Origin of the sequence: Novosphingobium sp. UBA1939 (assembly GCF_002336885.1) — a bacterium.
GTDB lineage: Bacteria > Pseudomonadota > Alphaproteobacteria > Sphingomonadales > Sphingomonadaceae > Novosphingobium.
Map to the genome: position 1 here is coordinate 41,882 of NZ_DDFB01000137.1, position 16,604 is coordinate 58,485.

Genomic DNA, 16,604 nt, shown 5'->3' on the forward strand with positions numbered 1-16,604 from the left:
TAGGCAAGGCGGATGAACGACGTTCCCGGCCGATCACCCACGCTAGACGATGTCGCCGCGCATGCCGGGGTTTCGACGGCTACCGTCAGCCGCTTCGTGAACAATCCGTCGGTGGTTGCGCCCGCGACCGCCGACCGCATCCGCGCGGCGATCGCCGCCACCGGCTATATTCCCAACCTGCTCGCCGGGGGGCTTGCGTCCAGCAAGTCGAAAATGGTCGCGGTGCTGATCCCTTACCTGACGGACTCGATTTTCAACGACACGATCCAATCGATGGTGGAAGAACTGTCGGGAGCGAGCACCACCGTCATGCTCGGGCTTACGGGCGTGTCGGCCCGGCGCACCGAGGATCTCATTCGCGCGGCGTTGAGCCGCAGGGTGGATGCGATCATCTTTACCGGCCCGGTCACGCCCGAAGTCGAAGCGATGGTCCGCCGGTCGCCCGCGTTGTTCATCGAAGTGTGGGATCTGCCCAAAGAGCCCATCGGCCTTGCGGTCGGCTTCTCGCACGAGGCGGCGGGGCGCGATGTGGCGCGCTTCCTGATGTCGCGCGGTTACCGCCGGCCGCATCTGGTGACGGCCAGCGGCACGCGCGCGCAGATGCGGCGCGATGGCTTTTTCGCCGAATGGCCGGCCGCCGAGGGCATCGCTCTCACGGAATCGAGCGTGGAGGTTCCTTCGCGGTTTGGTCATGCGCGCCGCATCTTCGCCGAAATCCGGCGCTTGCCGGACATGCCCGACGTGGTGGTTTGCGGTTCGGACTATCTGGCGCAGGGAATCATCGTCGAGGCAATGGCGGCCGGATTGCGCGTGCCCGAGGATATTGCCGTGGTGGGTTTCGGCAACAGTTCGATCGCGGGGGAAATGCGGCCGACGATCACGTCGGTCGAAGTCGATGGCGCGCGGATCGCGCGCGAAGCCATCGCCGCGATCCGCAAGCATGGCAGCGGCGAGCCATTGCGGGAACGCTGGATCGACGTGGGATTTCGCCTGATCGCCCGCGAAAGCGCCTGAAGGCGGAGGGGGGCAGGGCCGCGTCGCCGCGCCTACCGGTAAAATTCGCTTTCGATCTTGGAAAGCGTGACGAAGCCGTCCTCGATATGCCTGCGCATGGCCTGTTCGCTGGCATCCGCATCCCCGGCAAGCAGCAGTTTCACCATGTTCTGGTGGTCCGCATTCGCGGTGCGCAGACGTTCGTCGTCGTAAAAGCTTTCGAACAGCAGGCGATGGATGGGCACGTTCAATCGCTGGAGAAGGTCGGCAATCACCGAATTGCCGGAACCTTCGACGATCAGCCGGTGCCATTCCACGTTCAGCCGTCCGAAGCGTTCGGGCGCCCGATCCTCCACGCAGCGGTCGAGGGCATCCTGAACGGCGCACAGCCGCTCTTTCTGCTCCGGCGTTGCCTGTCGCGCGAAATCGCCGGCGCAAATGCCTTCCAGCGCGACGCGCGCGCGATAGATCTGGCGTACTTCTTCCAGACTGGCATTCTTGACCGACGCCCCGCGAAATTCCTCGATCTGGACCAGGCCTTCGCCTTCCAGCCGCTGCAAGGCCTCGCGCACTTTCGATCGGCTGGCGCCGGTCTGCCGGATGATGTCGACTTCCACGAGCCGCTGGCCGGGGACGAAACGGCCAGCCCGGATGCGATCCCGGACCCAGTCGGCGATTTCGGACCCGGTGGGGGCCCGGAGAGACGGATTTTCAACCATATTCGTCGTTTTCCAACCCCGGACAATATTGTCAACAATATTGTGATCGATTTTTCCGTTGCCTGCGGCGTCGGGATCGCCGATCAAATTGTCAACAATTTGGAGAGGCGCCATGCAGGCGATTCGGTGGGTAGCGGTGGTGGCAGCAGCCGCAATTGCGGTGCCCGGCAACGCTGCCGACTATCCTGACGTACAGCGCAACTCGCTTTATGTGCCCGTTCGCGATGGCACGCGCCTTGCCGTGAACATCTATCGTCCGGCGGGCGGCGGCGGGGTGGAAAGTGCTCCGCTACCGGTGATTTTCGTGTTCACGCCATACCGTGCCCGCTTCGTCGGACAGGACGGCAAGGTCAACGAGGTGGCGTTGAATGATCGGATGGCGCTCCGGTCGCTCATCGCGGCGGGCTATGTCGTCGCCGTGGCCGACATCCGCGGCAAGGGCGCGTCTTTCGGCAGCCGCCACGGTTTCCAGGACCGGACGGAAGCCCGGGACGGGTACGATCTGGTCGAATGGCTGGCGCGCCAGCCGTTCTCCACGGGCAAGGTCGGCATGATCGGCTGTTCGTATCTGGGCGGGGCTACGTTTCACACCGCCACCACGGCGCCGCCATCGCTCAAGGCGGTTTTCATCGGCGCCTCGGATCTCGACAAGTATGCGTTCGTCAAGCGAGGCGGCATAACCGCGCAGTTCAACACGCGGCCGGACGAACCGCTGAGCGAGGATCTGGCAAGCGTCCCGGTCGATGCCGACGCCAACGGCATGCAATTGAAGGCCGCCGTCGCCCAGCATGCGGCCAATACGCCGATGGCGGCCTTGTGGTATGGCATGCCCTATCGCGACAGTGTTTCGCCGCTGACCGGCAATGCCTTCTGGAACGAAGCCAGCGTCTACAACTATATGGGCGCCATCCGCCGGGCCGGTATCGCCACCTACTTCTGGAGCAACTGGCAGGACGAACCGACCGCGCAATCGATTCTGAGCGCGGCCAATCTCCCCGGCGCGAAGTTCCTGGCTGGTCCCGGCAGTCATTGCGTGCCGCCGCCGGGGTTCGATTTCACCGGCGAAGTCCGCCGCTACTTCGACCACTACCTCAAGGGCGTCGACAACGGCATCGAGCGCGAGCCGCGCGCGACCTACTGGGTGGAAGGCCTGGAGGGGAAGGGCGGGTATGTCCGTTCCCGGTCCTTGCCGGGCGAGGGCGTCAAGCCCGTCTCATGGTTCCTGGACGGCGGCCGAAGCGGCTCTGCCCGGTCGGTCAACGATGGCGTGCTGGCTTCCACGCCGGCCAATCGCGGCACCGATCGCTTCACGGTGCGCTATGACCTGCCCGACCCGGACTACTTCGCGTTCTGGGCCAGGCCCATGGATGACAAGGGACTGAGCTACACCAGCGCACCTTTGACCCGTGCGATGAAGCTGGTCGGCTATCCGGTGGTGCGCCTGAAGGTTTCGGCCGACAAGCCGGATGCCAACGTGTTCGTCTATCTGGATGAAGTGGCCGCTGACGGCAAGGTCGAGGTCGTCTCGTTCGGCCGGCTGGCGCTGTCACACCGCAAGCTGGCCGCCGCCCCTTACAACACGCTGGGCCTGCCGTGGCATTCCGGCCTGCAGCGCGACGTGGCGCCGCTGCCGGAGGGGCAGCAGGCCGATCTGGCGATCGACCTTACACCGGTTTCCCGGATCGTGCCGGCCGGCGCGCGGTTGCGCGTGACGATCGCCGGCGCGGATCCGCGCCAGCGCAATCTCAAGCAGATCATGCAGACGCCAGCGCCCGTCATCGCCGTCGAACGCGGCGGGCGCGGGACGTCGTGGATCGACCTGCCAGTCGCCGATTGAGCATCATTGGAAGGAAAGGCCGCGCAGTCGGCCGCGGGGAAGGAGTAAGTCAACATGAAGGGCAATAAGATCACGCGTTTGCGGACAGCGTTCTGTATCGGCAGCTGTGGCCTGGCGATCGCGGCAGTGCCCGCAGTGGCGCAGGACGCCGCGCAGGACGAACCGAGCAGCGCCGAAATCATCGTCACCGGCAGCCGCGTGCGCGGCGAGGCGCCCGTGGGGTCCACCGTCACCACCCTGGGGCGGAAGGAAATCGAGGCGTCCAGCGCGGTAACGGTCGATCTTATGGTCAAGGAAATACCGCAGGTATTCGATCTGGGCGTTTCGGAGAATTCGCGCGGCCAGTCCGGCGGCAGCGGCAACATCACTTACGGTAACTCGGTCAACCTGCGCGGCATCGGCCCCTATGCGACGCTGGTGATGATCGATGGCCACCGGGTGACCAACAACAGCCGATCGATCGATCCTTCCGTCCTGCCTTCGCTGGGCGTCGAACGGGTCGAGGTCGTGGCGGACGGCGCATCGGCGATCTACGGTTCCGATGCGGTTGCCGGCGTGGTGAACCTCATTCCGCGCCGGTCGCTGGATGGAGGCGAGGTGTTCGCGCGTGCGGGCATCGGCGGTCGCGGCGATTTTCACGAATATTCGCTGGGTGCGGCGCTGGGCAAGGTGTTCGAGCGCGGCCAGATCATGGTGGCTTACGAACATGTCGAACGCTCCAACCTGAGCGGCGACAACCGTTCGTTCTTCACCAACAACCAGACTCCGTTCGGTGGCGCGGATTACCGCATCGCGCGCTGCGCGCCGGGCAATATCAACGCGAACGGCACAACTTACGCGATACCGGCGGCGGGCGTGACGCAGGCGACCGCGGGTGCGCTTGTCGCAGGGACGCTCAACAAGTGCGACGAACTGACCAACCAGGACTTGGCGCCGCGGCAGAAGTATGATTCCGTGAACAGCACCGGGCGGTACGACCTTACCGACTGGTTGAGCGTCTTTTACGACGGATTCTATTCCAAGCGCGATTTCTACCGGAAGTCCGGGTTCACCAACGCCCGCATAACGGTTCCGCAGACCAACGCGTTCTTTGTGCGCCCGGCTGGCTTCACCGGCACCAGCTACACGCTGGACTACAACTTCCGCAACGACCTGCCGACCAACGATTCGTTCGGCTATGCCGAAAGCTGGCAGATCACGCCCGGCATCAAGGCAAAGCTGCCGCACAACTGGGAAGTCGAGGCACTGTTCGGCTATGGCAAGACGCACGATTTCTCCGGCTCCTACTTCGGGCTGAACAATGGCGCGCTGACGGCCGCGCTGGCCAGCAGCGATCCGGCCACCGCGTTCGATCCCTATGGCCTGGGGCGCACGAGCGCGGCGGTCCGCGCTGTCCTTGCCAACCAGATCTTCCTCGCGCCGACCAACGGGCGGTTGAAGACGTATGAAGGGCGCATCAACGGGCCGCTGTTCGCGCTGCCCGGTGGTGAAGTGAAGTTGGCAGGCGGTTACGAAAGGCAGGATTTCACCGTGGGGCTGGGATCGGCTCGCGGCGCTCCGACCACGCCGATCGTGTTCCGCAATTTTGGACGCAAGGTCGATTCGGTCTATGGCGAACTGTTCGTGCCGGTCTTCGGCGCGGCCAACGCGATGCCCGGGTTTGAACGGCTCGAACTCAATGCCGCGGTGCGTTACGACAAGTACAGCGATGTCGGCGGCACCACCAATCCCAAGTTCGGGATCAATTGGGAGCCGGTGCGGGGCCTGAAACTGCGCGGCAGCTATGGCACGTCGTTCCGTGCGCCGACGATCCCCGAAATCTACGGCAACTCCAACAACCTGTTCGGCCAGAGCTATCAGAACCCGGCCGGCGGAGCGCCGTTGCAGGGCTATGCGCTGTCCGGCCCCAATCTTAACCTGAAGCCTGAAACGGCAACCACCTGGTCCATCGGCGCCGATTTCGATCCCACCCCGACGCTGCACTTCGGCATCACGTACTGGGATGTGAACTATCGCAACCAGGTGCTTGCCAACCTGTCGAACCTGACCATTCTGGGTAACGAGGCGCAGTATGCCGGCACCAACATCATCCTTCGCGATGCCGCCGCCGCCGCCCGGGTTCAGCAGTTGCTGGCGCAAGGCGTGGCGCTGGCCAGCGGATCGTTTCCCGGCGGCAACCCTGCGAACGTCACTCTGTACGTGGACGGGCGCAGCCAGAACCTTGGCGTTTCGATTACCCGGGGCATCGATTTTACCGGCACCTGGACCAAGGACGTTTCCGACAGGGATACGCTGACGTTCAACGTGTCGGGAACCTATCTCACCAAATATCGCGTCGCCGTCACGCCCACGGCGCCGCTAGTCGATCGCCTGAACGTGATTTTCAATCCGCTCAAGTTCAAGGCGCGCGCCAGCATCCTGTGGGATCACGGCCCGGTCAGCGCGCGCGTGCTGATCACGCACGTCGGGGGGTACAAGAACAACCTCGCGGTGCCCGTGCAGTCGGTGGGGAGCTTCACGCCGGTCGATCTTTCGATCAGCTGGCGCATCGGCGATCAGAACGCGACGGGGTTCTTTGACAAGGGCATGACTCTGGGCTTTGAAATGCGCAACGCGTTCGATCAGAAGCCGCCCTATGTGAACCTGGCGCCCAGCGGCAACGGCAGCGGCGGGTATGACGCCACGGCCGCCGATCCGATCGGCCGGCTGTTCGCGATCAGCGTCCGCAAGGCGTTCTGACGATCGCGATGAGGGGGGAAGGCGGCGTGAACCGGGAGGCGATCTCCATCGTGCTGGCGGGCGATCTCGTTCTTGATGAACCGGACGCACCCTACTGGCTCGACGGAATCGCGCCTGCGGTTCGCGCCGCCGATCTCGCCATCGGTCATCTGGAAGTGCCACACACCGCGCGCGGAGCCGAGATGAAGGGGGATGTCCCGGCGCCCGGCGCGCCGCCCGAAAATATCGCGGCGATCGCCGGGGCGGGGTTCTCCATGGTCAGCCTTGCCGGCAATCATATCGCCGACTGCGGTGCCGAAGGCATAGCCGATACCATTGCCGGGCTTGATGCGCACGGCATCGCCCATGCCGGGGCGGGGCTGACACTGGCCGAAGCGCGCGAGCCGGCCGTGGTGGACCGTAGCGGTCGGCGCATCGCGTTGCTCAGCTACAATTGCGTCGGTCCCGAAAGCGCCTGGGCCGGCCCGGACCGGGCTGGCTGCGCGTGGTTGCCGATCGAAACGGCGGACGGAAGCCCGGTCGCGCCCGCTGCGAACCTCGTCGCGTTGACCGACGCGGCGGTGGCGATCCTGCGCGAGGACATTGCCCGCGCGCGCACCGTGGCCGATCTGGTGCTGGTGGCGCTGCACAAGGGCATCGTCCATACGCCCGCGCGGCTGGCCCCCTACGAACGCGCCGTGTCGCATGCGGCGATCGACGCCGGGGCGGATGTCGTGATCGGTCACCATGCGCATATCGTGCGTGGCATCGAATTCTATCGCGGGAAGCCGATCTTTCACGGCCTTGGCAACGGGTGTGTCGTCACCCGCGCGCTTAGCCCGGCGCAGGATCATCCGGCCCGCCGCGAATGGGCGCAGCGGCGCAAGGCGCTGTTCGGTTTCGAACCCGATCCGGCCTATACGCTGGCGCCGTTTCACCCGCAGGCGGTGAACGCGTTCCTGGGACGGATAGATTGGGGCGCGGATGGCGCCATCGTGCCGGCGATCATCCCGGTCGATGTCGAAGCGCCGGGGCGGCCGGTTCTGGCGCCGCCGGATCGGGCCGCAGAAATACGCGCCTACGTCGATGGCATAACGCGCGATGCGGGGATGCCCGGTATCCGGATCGATGCCGATGGGCGCGTGCAAGAGGTAGCGGCATGAATGTTCTTGCGCGCATCATGATCTGGACCGGCGGCACCGCGCTGATCGCGGCGGCCGGGCTCAATCTGTTGTCCGTGATCGGACGCCACACCGGCCTGCCGCTGAAAGGCGCGATCGAGCTTGTGCAGGTGGGCGTGCTGGTAGCTGGGACGCTGGCGCTCGTTTCCGCAACGCTGGCGCGCAATCACGCGCGCGTTCACCTTGTGCTGGACCGGCTGAAGCCCGGCGGAGCGCATCTCGTCGAACGCCTTTCGATATTGCTGACGATGGCGTTCTATGCCGCTCTTCTTTGGGGGTCCGCGTGGCTCGCCAGCGATTTGTGGGGCAGCCAGGAAGTGAGCGAACTGCTCGGCGTGCCGTGGCGCTGGCTGAGGATGTTCCTCAACGCGGGTCTTGTCGCCGTGCTTGTCCTGCTTGCGCGTCAACTGGTGGAGCGCAAGCGCTGATGTTCGCCACGCCTGAAACCGGCCTGATCGGCCTTGTCCTGCTGTTCGCGTTGCTGATTTCGGGTGTGCCGATCGGCGTGTCGCTGGGGCTTGTCGGCGCCGGCGGGTTGATCGTTGCGCTGGGCTTCGAACCCGCGCTGATCAAGGCCGGCGTGATCGTGGTGGAAACGTTGACACGCTACGAACTGGGCACGCTGCCGTTGTTCATGCTGATGGCGCATCTGTTCTTTTCGGCCAATGCCAGCCGCGACCTGTTCGATGCCGCGGCCAAGCTGGTCGGGCACAGACGTGGCGGACTTGCCTATGCCTCGATCGGCGGGTGCGCGGGGTTTGGTGCGATCAACGGATCGAGCCTTGCCACCGCCGCCACGATCGGGCTGGTGGCCCTGCCGGAAATGCGCCAGCGCGGCTATTCGGACGCGCTCGCCACGGGAACGGTCGCGGCAGGGGGCACGCTGGGCCAGATGCTTCCGCCGTCCGGCGCGCTGATTGTCTATGGCATCATCGCGGAACAGTCCGTGGGGAAGCTGTTCACGGCAACGCTGATTCCCGGCATCTCGCAGATGCTGTTCTATTGCCTCGTCGTCTGGTTGCTGGTCCGCTGGCGGCCTTCGATCGCCCCGGCGAGCGAGCGGGCGACCTGGCGCGAACGCGGGCAGGCCATGCTGCGCATCGCGGACATGCTCGGGTTGTTGTGCCTTGTGCTGGGCGGGATCGTGCTGGGGTGGTTCAGCCCGTCCGAAGCCTCGTCGATCGGCACGGTTGGCGCTCTGGCAATCACGGCCTGGCGGGGGCGCCTGACGCGCGAAGTGCTGTTCCGCGCCTTTTCCGAAACGCTGCGGACCAGCGGTCTGATCTTTCTGGTCATCATCGGCGCGCTCGTCTTCTCGACGTTCATCAGCGTGACGGGCCTTACCGACGCCGTCGGCCATTGGGTAACCGGCCTTGCCCTGGGCACGATACCGACGCTGATCGTCGTGGCGGGGTTGCTGCTTCTGCTGGGCTCCGTGCTCGATGGCCTGGCGCTGATGCTGTTGACCACGCCGATCCTTTTGCCCGTGGTGGAAAGCGTGGGCATGTCGCCGATCTGGTTTGGCATCTTCATCACCCGCGCGATGGAAATCGGCTTCGTTCATCCGCCGCTCGGCATGAATCTCTACGTGATCCAGGGCGTTGCCAAGGACGTCAGCATCAACCGCATCTTCAAGGGGGTGATGCCGTTTCTCGCCAGCGACCTGGTCCATCTTCTTCTTCTGATCCTGTTTCCCGCGATGGCCCTGTGGCTGCCGGGCCTTTTCGGACAATGACCATGATTGCATCACTCGGCCCGGATTTGCCGCAAGACCTGCTTGCCGCCACAGGCGTGCATGCCGGTTTGCTTCCCTGGGACATCGACCGCGAAACGCCCGCCGCAGACCGCTGGCTGGAGAGCAAGTTTCCGCGCTGGACCTATTCCGTCCTGCAAGACTGGCTGGATGGCCGGCTCGACCACCTGGATGCCGTGGTGTTTTCCCGTGCCGACGATGGCGCGCAGCGCCTTTACTACTACATCAGCGAGCTGCGCCGGCTCGGCGAGGTCGGCGGCCCCGAACCGTTGATCTTCGATGTCGCCAAGATCGGACGTGCCAGCAGCGCACAGCACATGGTTGCCAGCGTGCGCAAGCTGGCCGAGCGTCTTGGCGTCGGTGAGATCGCGCTTGAGCGGGGCATCGCGGAAACCAACGTTCGCCGGGCGAATGCGACTGCTGCGGCGGATGCGCAGCCCGGGCGGGTCTGCCTGATCGCGGGTACGCCGCCCCCGGATCGCCGGCTGCATGGCATGGTCGAACGCGCCGGCTGGATCGCGGCCGGTGAAACGCTGGGCGATGCGTGGGCGGACCCGGGGCCGCCGGTCGAGGAAGGCACTGGCGATCCGTTCGCCGCGCTTGCTCGTCAGCTTCACGCGAGGCGCGCGGATGTGCGGGCGTTTTTCGATCGCGCGCAGGCGCTGGAAGCGCAGGCGGACGAATGCGGCGCATTGGCGGCGGTGCTTTGGTTCGCCGAAGAGGACGATGCCCGCGTCTGGCATCTGCCCGCGCAGCGCGATGTCCTGGCAAGGATCGATATTCCCGCGCTGATCCTGACGCGGCGCGATTGGCGCGCGAACGATGGCGTGGAGGCCGAGATCGCCGCTTTCCTGCAGGGAGGCGCCGCATGATACCGCTTGCTGGCCATCGTGTCGCCGTGCTCGGCGGCATGGCGGAACGCCCTCTCGCACGGTTCCTGGTCTCTCTGGGGGCCGAGCTTGGCGGCGCGGTCGAAGGCGCCTCGTTCGTGATCGATGACATCGGGCTGGAAGGGCTGGCTGGCGTTGCCGTGCCGGACGCGGCCATTCACGTGTCGGTCACGCCTTTCGGGTCCGGCGGCCCGCGCTCCCGCTGGAAGGGTGGGGAGCTGGTTGCCTCGGCAATGGGCGGCGCTTTGCGCGTTACCGGAGAGCCGGGGCTGCCGCCGGTGAAAGAGGCGGGCGACGCTTGCACCTTCCACGCCGACATGGTTGCGGCATCGGGCGCGATGGCCGCGCATTATGCACGCGGCACGCACGGCAAGGGGCAGCATGTCGATGTCTCGATCCAGCAGGTCGCGTTCAGCCGCAATTTCAACGGCGTGCTGTGCTGGCAATTCGACCGGCGCAAGCTTGCGCGCGTTGGTGGAGCGCTGGCCTATGGCCAGGCCACTGTCCGCGCGATCTGGCGGCTGGCGGACGGCTGGTGCTTCCATTCGCTGATGACGGGGCGGCTGGGCGCGCCCGCCAACCAGGCGCTGTCCGACTGGATCGACGATGCCGGTATGCCAAATCCGCTGCGCGGCACGGACTGGCTGGCGTACAACCGTTCGACGCTGCCAGCGGAAACGCGGGCGATCTGGGAAGCCGCGATCGACGCGTTCTTCCGTTCGCGCACGAAGCGGGAAATCGCCATCGAGGGGCTGCGGCGCGGCATCAACGCGTGCGTGGCGAACGAGCCGGCGGATGTGCTGGCCGATCCCCATCTTGCCGCGCGCTCCTTCTTTGACACGCCATCGGGATTGCCCGACCGCTTTGCGACGTTCCGTCCGGGGACCACGCCAGCGGCGCCCGCCGTCCATGCCGGCATTCGCCCCGGTCCGCTTGCGGGCGTGCGCGTGCTGGATTTCGCCTGGGCGCTGGTGGGTTCGATCACGACCAAGACGCTTGGCGATCTCGGCGCCGAGGTGGTGAAGATCGAAAGCCGCACGCGGCCCGATCTGGCGCGGCTGGACGTGCAGGTTTCGGCATCGCAGGCCGGCAACTGGGACGATAAGCCCTGGTTCGCGCATCTCAATTCGTCCAAGCGCAGTGTTTCCTTGAACATGAAAAAGCCGGAGGCGCGCGAACTGATCGATCCGCTGATCGATTGGGCCGACGTCGTCGTCGAAAACTTCTCGCCCGGTACGATGAGGAAGCTGGGCCTCGACTACGATGCGCTGGCGGCGCGCAACCCCGGTATCGTCATGGTATCGGGTAGCGTCTTCGGCCAGACCGGCCCGCTGGCGCAGGAATGGGGCGTGGACGGCACCGGTGGCGCGCTTTCCGGGCGCACCTTCCTGACGGGTTATCCCGATCGCGATCCGGTGATCCCGGGGGCCGTCCCCTATGGCGACGTGATCGTGCCCTTCGTGATGGCGGGCTCGGTCGCGGCGGCGCTCCAGCACCGGCGGGAAACCGGCCTCGGCTGCCATATCGATGCCTCCATGTACGAAATCTGCGTGCAGCAGATGCGGGACTATCTCGCGGCAGCCAAGCGTGGCGAACGTCCCCAACGGGCGGGCAACGCCGATCCGCGCGTGCTGTTCCAGGATGTGTTCCCGGCGCTGGGCGATGACCGGTGGGTGGCGATCACCGTTTTTGGGGAAGAGGACCGGGCGCGGCTGGCGGCGATCGCAGGCAACGACATTGCGGCATGGACGTCCGTGCGGGAAGATCGGGCGATCGCGGCGGAACTGCAGGCGGCCGGCATCGCGTGCGGCGTGGTGCAGGATTGCCAGGACATGATCGATGCCGATCCGCAGCTGGCGGGGCGGGGTGCGCTGGTGCCGCTGGATCATCCTCTGCTGGGGCCATTTGGCCATATCGCCACGCCGATCCTGTTCTCCCGGGATCGGCCCGCGCCCTTCCGCGCACCGCGCATGGGCGAACACGTACACGCCATCGCCCGTGACCTTTGCGGCCTGTCCGAAGCCCGCATCGCCGAACTCGAAGCGGCAGGAGTATTCCAATGAGTCAAGCCACCGGACAGCGCAGCCGCAAGGACCTGGCCTGCACCGCCGCCGCCAACGCCTACCAGAAGCAGTTCGGCATCGATCTGAAGCGCCGGGTGGTGGATGAAGGCGAACCTTTCGCCATCGTCCAGGCCGATACGCCGCACGAGATCTTTCACGTGATGGACATCCCGATCATCACCAACCAGTGGTGGTCGGCCTACATTTCGGCCAAGCAGCTTTCGAACCAGTACTTCGAAGTGATGGCGCGCCATGGCTTTCCGGAGAACAGCTGCAAGTATTGTTCGCTGGGCCTTGCTTGCACGCTGGCCAACGATCCCAAATCCGCGCCGTGGGGCGGGTTGCCCAAGCCGACCGTTCTGGTCGCGCGGATGACCTGCGATTGCATCCAGCACGTCTTCGGCCAGTGGGCCGAGGCGCTGGGCAGCGAGTTCTTCCCGATGGAGGCCCCCGCGTGGGAGCACAAGGACCCGCGCTGGTTCGCGCATTCCCGCAACGACTGGCAGGAAATCTACGATGCCGACCGCATCGCGCTGATGGTTTCCGAGATGCGCGACCTTATCGCGCTGCTGGAAAATCGCACCGGCCGCAAGTTCGACGAAGCCAGGCTCCATCACCTGATGGAGCGGATCAACGAGCAGGAAGGGTATATCTGGGAGGCCGCGCAGGCGATCGGCCGCGCGCGTCCGTGCCCGGTATCCATCGCCGAACAGATGCCCAACACCATGATCCCGCAATGGCACCGGGGATCGGACTGGGCGGTGGATCATGCTCGTCGCTTCCGCGATGAAGTGATGGAGCGCATCTCCAGCGGGGCGGGCACCGCCGCGCATGAGAAGATCCGGTTGATGTGGATCGGTGCCGGGGTGTGGCACGACCCGGGCTTCTACCAGGCGCTGGAAGAGCGGCTCGGCGCCGTGTTCGTCTGGTCCATGTACATGCCGTTCGCCGGGCCGCAGTATATCCGCGAGTTGCACGGACGCCCGATGGATGCCCTGGCCAGCCGTATCTGCTCGATGAACGAGGTGTTGCACCTTCCGCCGTGGATGAACGGCTGGATGACCAGCGAGGCGGAGCGCTGCGGGATCGATGCCTGCGTCGTGCTGTTGCCGCCGGACAACCGGCTCTCGCAATCGGGCACGAAGATCACCGCGCAATCGCTGGAAGCGGCGGGCGTCCCCGTCCTTTCGATCGACGCGGACATGGTCGATGCCAAGAACTGGAATCACGACCGCATGGTGACGCTGGTTGCCGATTTCCTGGTCGCGCGGGGGCTTGCGTGAAACGCCTGGTGCTGGCCCTGGCAATGCTGATCAGCGCCTGCGCGCGGCCAGCTTCGCCGGGTGTGACCGAGCTGACCTATGCAACGCCGTACAGCCCGAACCATCCGTTCAGCAAGGCGGATCAGGCGTGGATGGCGTTCGTGGAGCAGCGCTCGCACGGCCGTATCCGGATTCGTCCCAGCTGGTCGGGCGCGCTGCTTTCATCGGATATGTCGATGGAGGAACTCCGTCACGGTGTGGCGGACGTGGGGTTGATAACGCCGATCTACGCGCGCGGCGGCACCCATCTGCTGCGCATCCAGACCGGCTTCTACAGCGGCGCGGATAGCGTGGAATCGCAGGTTGCGCTCTATCGCTGCATCGCCGCTGCGGAGCCTGAAATCGGCCGCGAGCTTCAGGGCCTCAAGGTTCTGGCGGTTCAGGGCGGATCGCTGGCTGGCATCGTTACGACAAACCGGCAGGTGCGCAGCCTTGCCGATCTGCGCGGCCTGCGTTTGCGGGCGCCGACGGAATTGCTGACGGTGCTGGAATCGCTTGGAGCCGATCCCGTCAACATGCCGATGGCGGATGTCTATTCGTCCATGGCCAAGGGCGTCATTGATGGCGTGATCGCGCCAGGCGATACCTTCAAGGCTTTGCATTTTGCGGAAGTGGCCAGGTATTACAACACGCTGGCTGTCCCGCGCGGTGCCTATCCCGCAAGGGCAATGGGGGCTGCGCGCTGGAACAGGCTGACGGATGAGGAACGCGCCATCCTGACCGAAGCTCAACCCGTATGGGAAGCGGCGCTGGCGCGGGAAATCCGTGTCGCGCTGGACAAGGGTATGGAGGAGGCGCGCGCGCGGCATGTCGTGATCAGCGGCGTTTCTCCGTCCGAACAGGCGCGTTTCGATGCGCTTTATCTGCGGGATTCCGAAGCCAATGCCCGGGCGCTCGCGCGTTTTGGCCTTGATGGAATGAGAGCGTTTCGCACCGCGCGCGCCGCCGTGCGCGGCCGCGACCGGATCGAATGTGGGGGCAAATCATGAAACGATTGATCGTCCTGGCGGGGCTGGTCGCGACGATGGCGTCCGCGCAAGCGGCGGATGCTCCACACGGGCCGGGGGTTATCGGCGCGCCTGCGGGCGCCGGTGCCTGGCCAGCGGTCGCGGAAAGCCGCGCCGATGCGCCGGGCTATACGATCTACCGCCCGGCCCGCCTTCCGCGCCAGCGTTTGCCGCTGGTGCTGTGGGGGAACGGCGGGTGCAAGAACAATGGGCTTTCCGCCAGCCATTTCCTGCGCGAGATCGCCAGCCATGGCTATTTCGTGATCGCCAACGGCGCGCCGGGTGTGGAAAGTCCCGCACTGGATCGGCTGCCCGATGGCCCACCGGTCGCGTTCCCGCCGCCGCGTCCGACGCCGGACGAAACGACCGCCGGGCAGCTGGTCGCGGCGATCGACTGGGCCGTGCGCGCGGACCGGGCGGGATCGTTCAAGGGGCGGATCGATACGACCCGCATCGCGGTGATGGGGCACAGTTGCGGCGGATTGCAGGCGATTGTCGCCGGCGCGGATCCGCGCGTGAAGACCGTCATGGTGATGAACAGCGGTGTCTATAATCGCGGGAACACCGGCATCAGCGGCGTTCCCGTGACCAAGGATGATCTGCGCAAGCTGCATACGCCCGTTGCCTATATCCTGGGCGGACCGACCGATATCGCCTATCCCAACGGCACGGACGACGTGAATCGCATCGATCACGTTCCCGTGTTCTACGGCAACCTGCCGACCGGGCATGGCGGCACGTACCAAATGGTCAACGGGGGCGAATATGCGCGCGTCGGGGTGGCCTGGCTTGATTGGCAGTTGAAGGGCAGCAAGCGCGCCGGCGCGATGTTCGCGGGCGATCCCTGCGGTCTTTGCGCGGGAACGGGCTGGACCGTCGTTCGCAAGCAATTTCCGGAGAAACCATGACCAAGCCGCTTGCGGGCATCCGCATCGCCGATTTCAGCCACGTCATGGCCGGGCCTTACGCATCCCACTTGCTGCGGCAGATGGGGGCAGAGGTGATAAAGATCGAGCCCAAACGCGGCGACGGGTTCCGTTCCTACGGCTCGGATCGCCGTTTCGACGGCATGGCGCCCGCCTTCATCGCCGCCAACGCGGGCAAAAAATCGATCGCGCTCGATCTCAAGGACGAAGCCGATCTGGGCATTGCCCGCGCCATCGTTTCGCGCAGCGATGTGCTGCTGGAGAACTTCCGCCCAGGGGTGATCGCGCGGCTGGGACTCGGTTATGATGCGGTGCGCGAACTGCGCCCCGATATCGTCTATTGCTCCGTATCCGGCTATGGACAGGACAGCCCTCAGCGCGATTGGCCGGCGATCGACAACATCGTCCAGGCGACCAGCGGGATGATGATGCTGAGCGGCGAGGAAGGCGATCCGCCCGTTCGCGTGGGGTTCCCGATCGTGGATACACTGACCGGTCAGACGGCCGCGCTGGCGATCCTGTCCGGCCTGATGCAGCGCGAACGCGGCGGCGGTGGCAGCTATATCGATGTGTCGATGTTCGATGCCAGCCTCGCGTTCATGACGTCTGCGCTGACGCCCTATCTCGTCACCGGTCAGCCAATGTCGCGCATGGGCAACACCGGTTACAGCGGATTGCCCACGGCGTCGCTGTTTGTCGCGCGCGATGGCCGTCAGATTTCCCTGGGCGTGGTGCAGCCGAACCAGTTCGAAGCCCTGGCCCGCTTCGTGGGTAAGGAAGAATGGCTGCGCGATGCGCGCTTTGCGACGGACGACGCGCGGCGTGCAAACTTCGATGCCATGAAGGCGGAAGTGGCCGGCGTGATCGCGACGCGGGATGCGGCGGATTGGGAAGCCGGCATGAACGCTGCCGGCATACCGTGCGGCGTGGTGCGCCGGGTGGACGAGGCTTCGGCGCTGGCCGGGCCGGGCGCCCTGGCGTCGCTCGCCGTCCCGGGGTTGCCGCTGGATGGCGATGTGCGCCTGCCGGGCGTCGGGTTCCGCATGGTACCGGGCGAACCCTCTGTCGATGCCCCGCCGCCCAGACTCGACGAGAACCGCGACGAGATACTCGCCTGGCTGGAAAGCACCTCCCAATAAGGGGAATGGATACCTGCGTGAGCCGACGGATTTCCCGGTCATGGAGGATGCATGCT

13 protein-coding genes are annotated in these 16,604 nt (G+C 65.6%); 12 read left to right on the plus strand and 1 reads right to left on the minus strand.

The features are described 5' to 3' along the window. The first annotated feature begins 12 nt into the window (after positions 1-12). On the plus strand, positions 13-1,014 hold the full coding sequence (locus B3547_RS17985) for a LacI family DNA-binding transcriptional regulator (protein WP_292965372.1): 1,002 nt from the start codon (positions 13-15) through the stop codon (positions 1,012-1,014). 32 nt (positions 1,015-1,046) lie between these two features. On the opposite strand, the gene B3547_RS17990 is transcribed toward B3547_RS17985, so the two are convergent. Next, the gene (locus B3547_RS17990) at positions 1,047-1,799 is read right to left on the minus strand and encodes a GntR family transcriptional regulator (RefSeq protein WP_292965374.1); all 753 of its coding nucleotides are present in this window, start codon (positions 1,797-1,799) and stop codon (positions 1,047-1,049) included. Between the two features lie 25 nt (positions 1,800-1,824). On the opposite strand from B3547_RS17990, the gene B3547_RS17995 reads away from it, so the two are divergent. The 11 genes from B3547_RS17995 to B3547_RS18045 are packed head-to-tail and all read left to right on the plus strand — an operon-like array spanning position 1,825 to position 16,548. After that, positions 1,825-3,549: a CocE/NonD family hydrolase gene (locus tag B3547_RS17995; protein WP_292965376.1), complete on the plus strand. Its 1,725-nt coding sequence runs from the start codon at positions 1,825-1,827 to the stop codon at positions 3,547-3,549. Positions 3,550-3,603: 54 nt separating this feature from the next. Then, complete coding sequence (locus B3547_RS18000) at positions 3,604-6,288, plus strand: TonB-dependent receptor domain-containing protein (protein ID WP_292965378.1); 2,685 nt, start codon at positions 3,604-3,606, stop codon at positions 6,286-6,288. A gap of 26 nt (positions 6,289-6,314) precedes the next feature. Continuing rightward, on the plus strand, positions 6,315-7,430 hold the full coding sequence (locus B3547_RS18005) for a CapA family protein (protein ID WP_292965380.1): 1,116 nt from the start codon (positions 6,315-6,317) through the stop codon (positions 7,428-7,430). Then, on the plus strand, positions 7,427-7,876 hold the full coding sequence (locus tag B3547_RS18010) for a TRAP transporter small permease (RefSeq protein WP_292965382.1): 450 nt from the start codon (positions 7,427-7,429) through the stop codon (positions 7,874-7,876). The genes B3547_RS18005 and B3547_RS18010 overlap by 4 nt, the downstream gene beginning before the upstream one ends. Then, positions 7,876-9,183, plus strand: a complete 1,308-nt coding sequence (locus B3547_RS18015) for a TRAP transporter large permease (RefSeq protein WP_124808912.1) — start codon at positions 7,876-7,878, stop codon at positions 9,181-9,183. Before B3547_RS18010 ends, B3547_RS18015 begins: the two co-directional genes overlap by 1 nt. Before the next feature lie 56 nt (positions 9,184-9,239). After that, positions 9,240-10,073, plus strand: a complete 834-nt coding sequence (locus B3547_RS18020; RefSeq protein WP_292965385.1) for a hypothetical protein — start codon at positions 9,240-9,242, stop codon at positions 10,071-10,073. Beyond that, on the plus strand, positions 10,070-12,154 hold the full coding sequence (locus B3547_RS18025; protein ID WP_292965388.1) for a CaiB/BaiF CoA-transferase family protein: 2,085 nt from the start codon (positions 10,070-10,072) through the stop codon (positions 12,152-12,154). Before B3547_RS18020 ends, B3547_RS18025 begins: the two co-directional genes overlap by 4 nt. Beyond that, complete coding sequence (locus B3547_RS18030; protein WP_292965391.1) at positions 12,151-13,437, plus strand: 2-hydroxyacyl-CoA dehydratase subunit D; 1,287 nt, start codon at positions 12,151-12,153, stop codon at positions 13,435-13,437. The genes B3547_RS18025 and B3547_RS18030 overlap by 4 nt, the downstream gene beginning before the upstream one ends. Beyond that, positions 13,434-14,465: a TRAP transporter substrate-binding protein DctP gene (gene dctP, locus B3547_RS18035; RefSeq protein WP_292965393.1), complete on the plus strand. Its 1,032-nt coding sequence runs from the start codon at positions 13,434-13,436 to the stop codon at positions 14,463-14,465. Before B3547_RS18030 ends, dctP begins: the two co-directional genes overlap by 4 nt. Then, on the plus strand, positions 14,462-15,391 hold the full coding sequence (locus B3547_RS18040) for a hypothetical protein (protein ID WP_233497279.1): 930 nt from the start codon (positions 14,462-14,464) through the stop codon (positions 15,389-15,391). The genes dctP and B3547_RS18040 overlap by 4 nt, the downstream gene beginning before the upstream one ends. Continuing rightward, positions 15,388-16,548, plus strand: a complete 1,161-nt coding sequence (locus tag B3547_RS18045) for a CaiB/BaiF CoA transferase family protein (protein WP_292965398.1) — start codon at positions 15,388-15,390, stop codon at positions 16,546-16,548. Before B3547_RS18040 ends, B3547_RS18045 begins: the two co-directional genes overlap by 4 nt. Positions 16,549-16,604: the final 56 nt, after the last annotated feature.

Coding starts and splice junctions, on each gene's coding strand:
- B3547_RS17985 (WP_292965372.1), top strand. CDS start 13: ATGAACGACGTTCCCGGCCGATCACCCACGCTAGACGATGTCGCCGCG.
- B3547_RS17995 (WP_292965376.1), top strand. CDS start 1,825: ATGCAGGCGATTCGGTGGGTAGCGGTGGTGGCAGCAGCCGCAATTGCG.
- B3547_RS18000 (WP_292965378.1), top strand. CDS start 3,604: ATGAAGGGCAATAAGATCACGCGTTTGCGGACAGCGTTCTGTATCGGC.
- B3547_RS18010 (WP_292965382.1), top strand. CDS start 7,427: ATGAATGTTCTTGCGCGCATCATGATCTGGACCGGCGGCACCGCGCTG.
- B3547_RS18015 (WP_124808912.1), top strand. CDS start 7,876: ATGTTCGCCACGCCTGAAACCGGCCTGATCGGCCTTGTCCTGCTGTTC.
- B3547_RS18025 (WP_292965388.1), top strand. CDS start 10,070: ATGATACCGCTTGCTGGCCATCGTGTCGCCGTGCTCGGCGGCATGGCG.
- B3547_RS18030 (WP_292965391.1), top strand. CDS start 12,151: ATGAGTCAAGCCACCGGACAGCGCAGCCGCAAGGACCTGGCCTGCACC.
- B3547_RS18040 (WP_233497279.1), top strand. CDS start 14,462: ATGAAACGATTGATCGTCCTGGCGGGGCTGGTCGCGACGATGGCGTCC.
- B3547_RS18045 (WP_292965398.1), top strand. CDS start 15,388: ATGACCAAGCCGCTTGCGGGCATCCGCATCGCCGATTTCAGCCACGTC.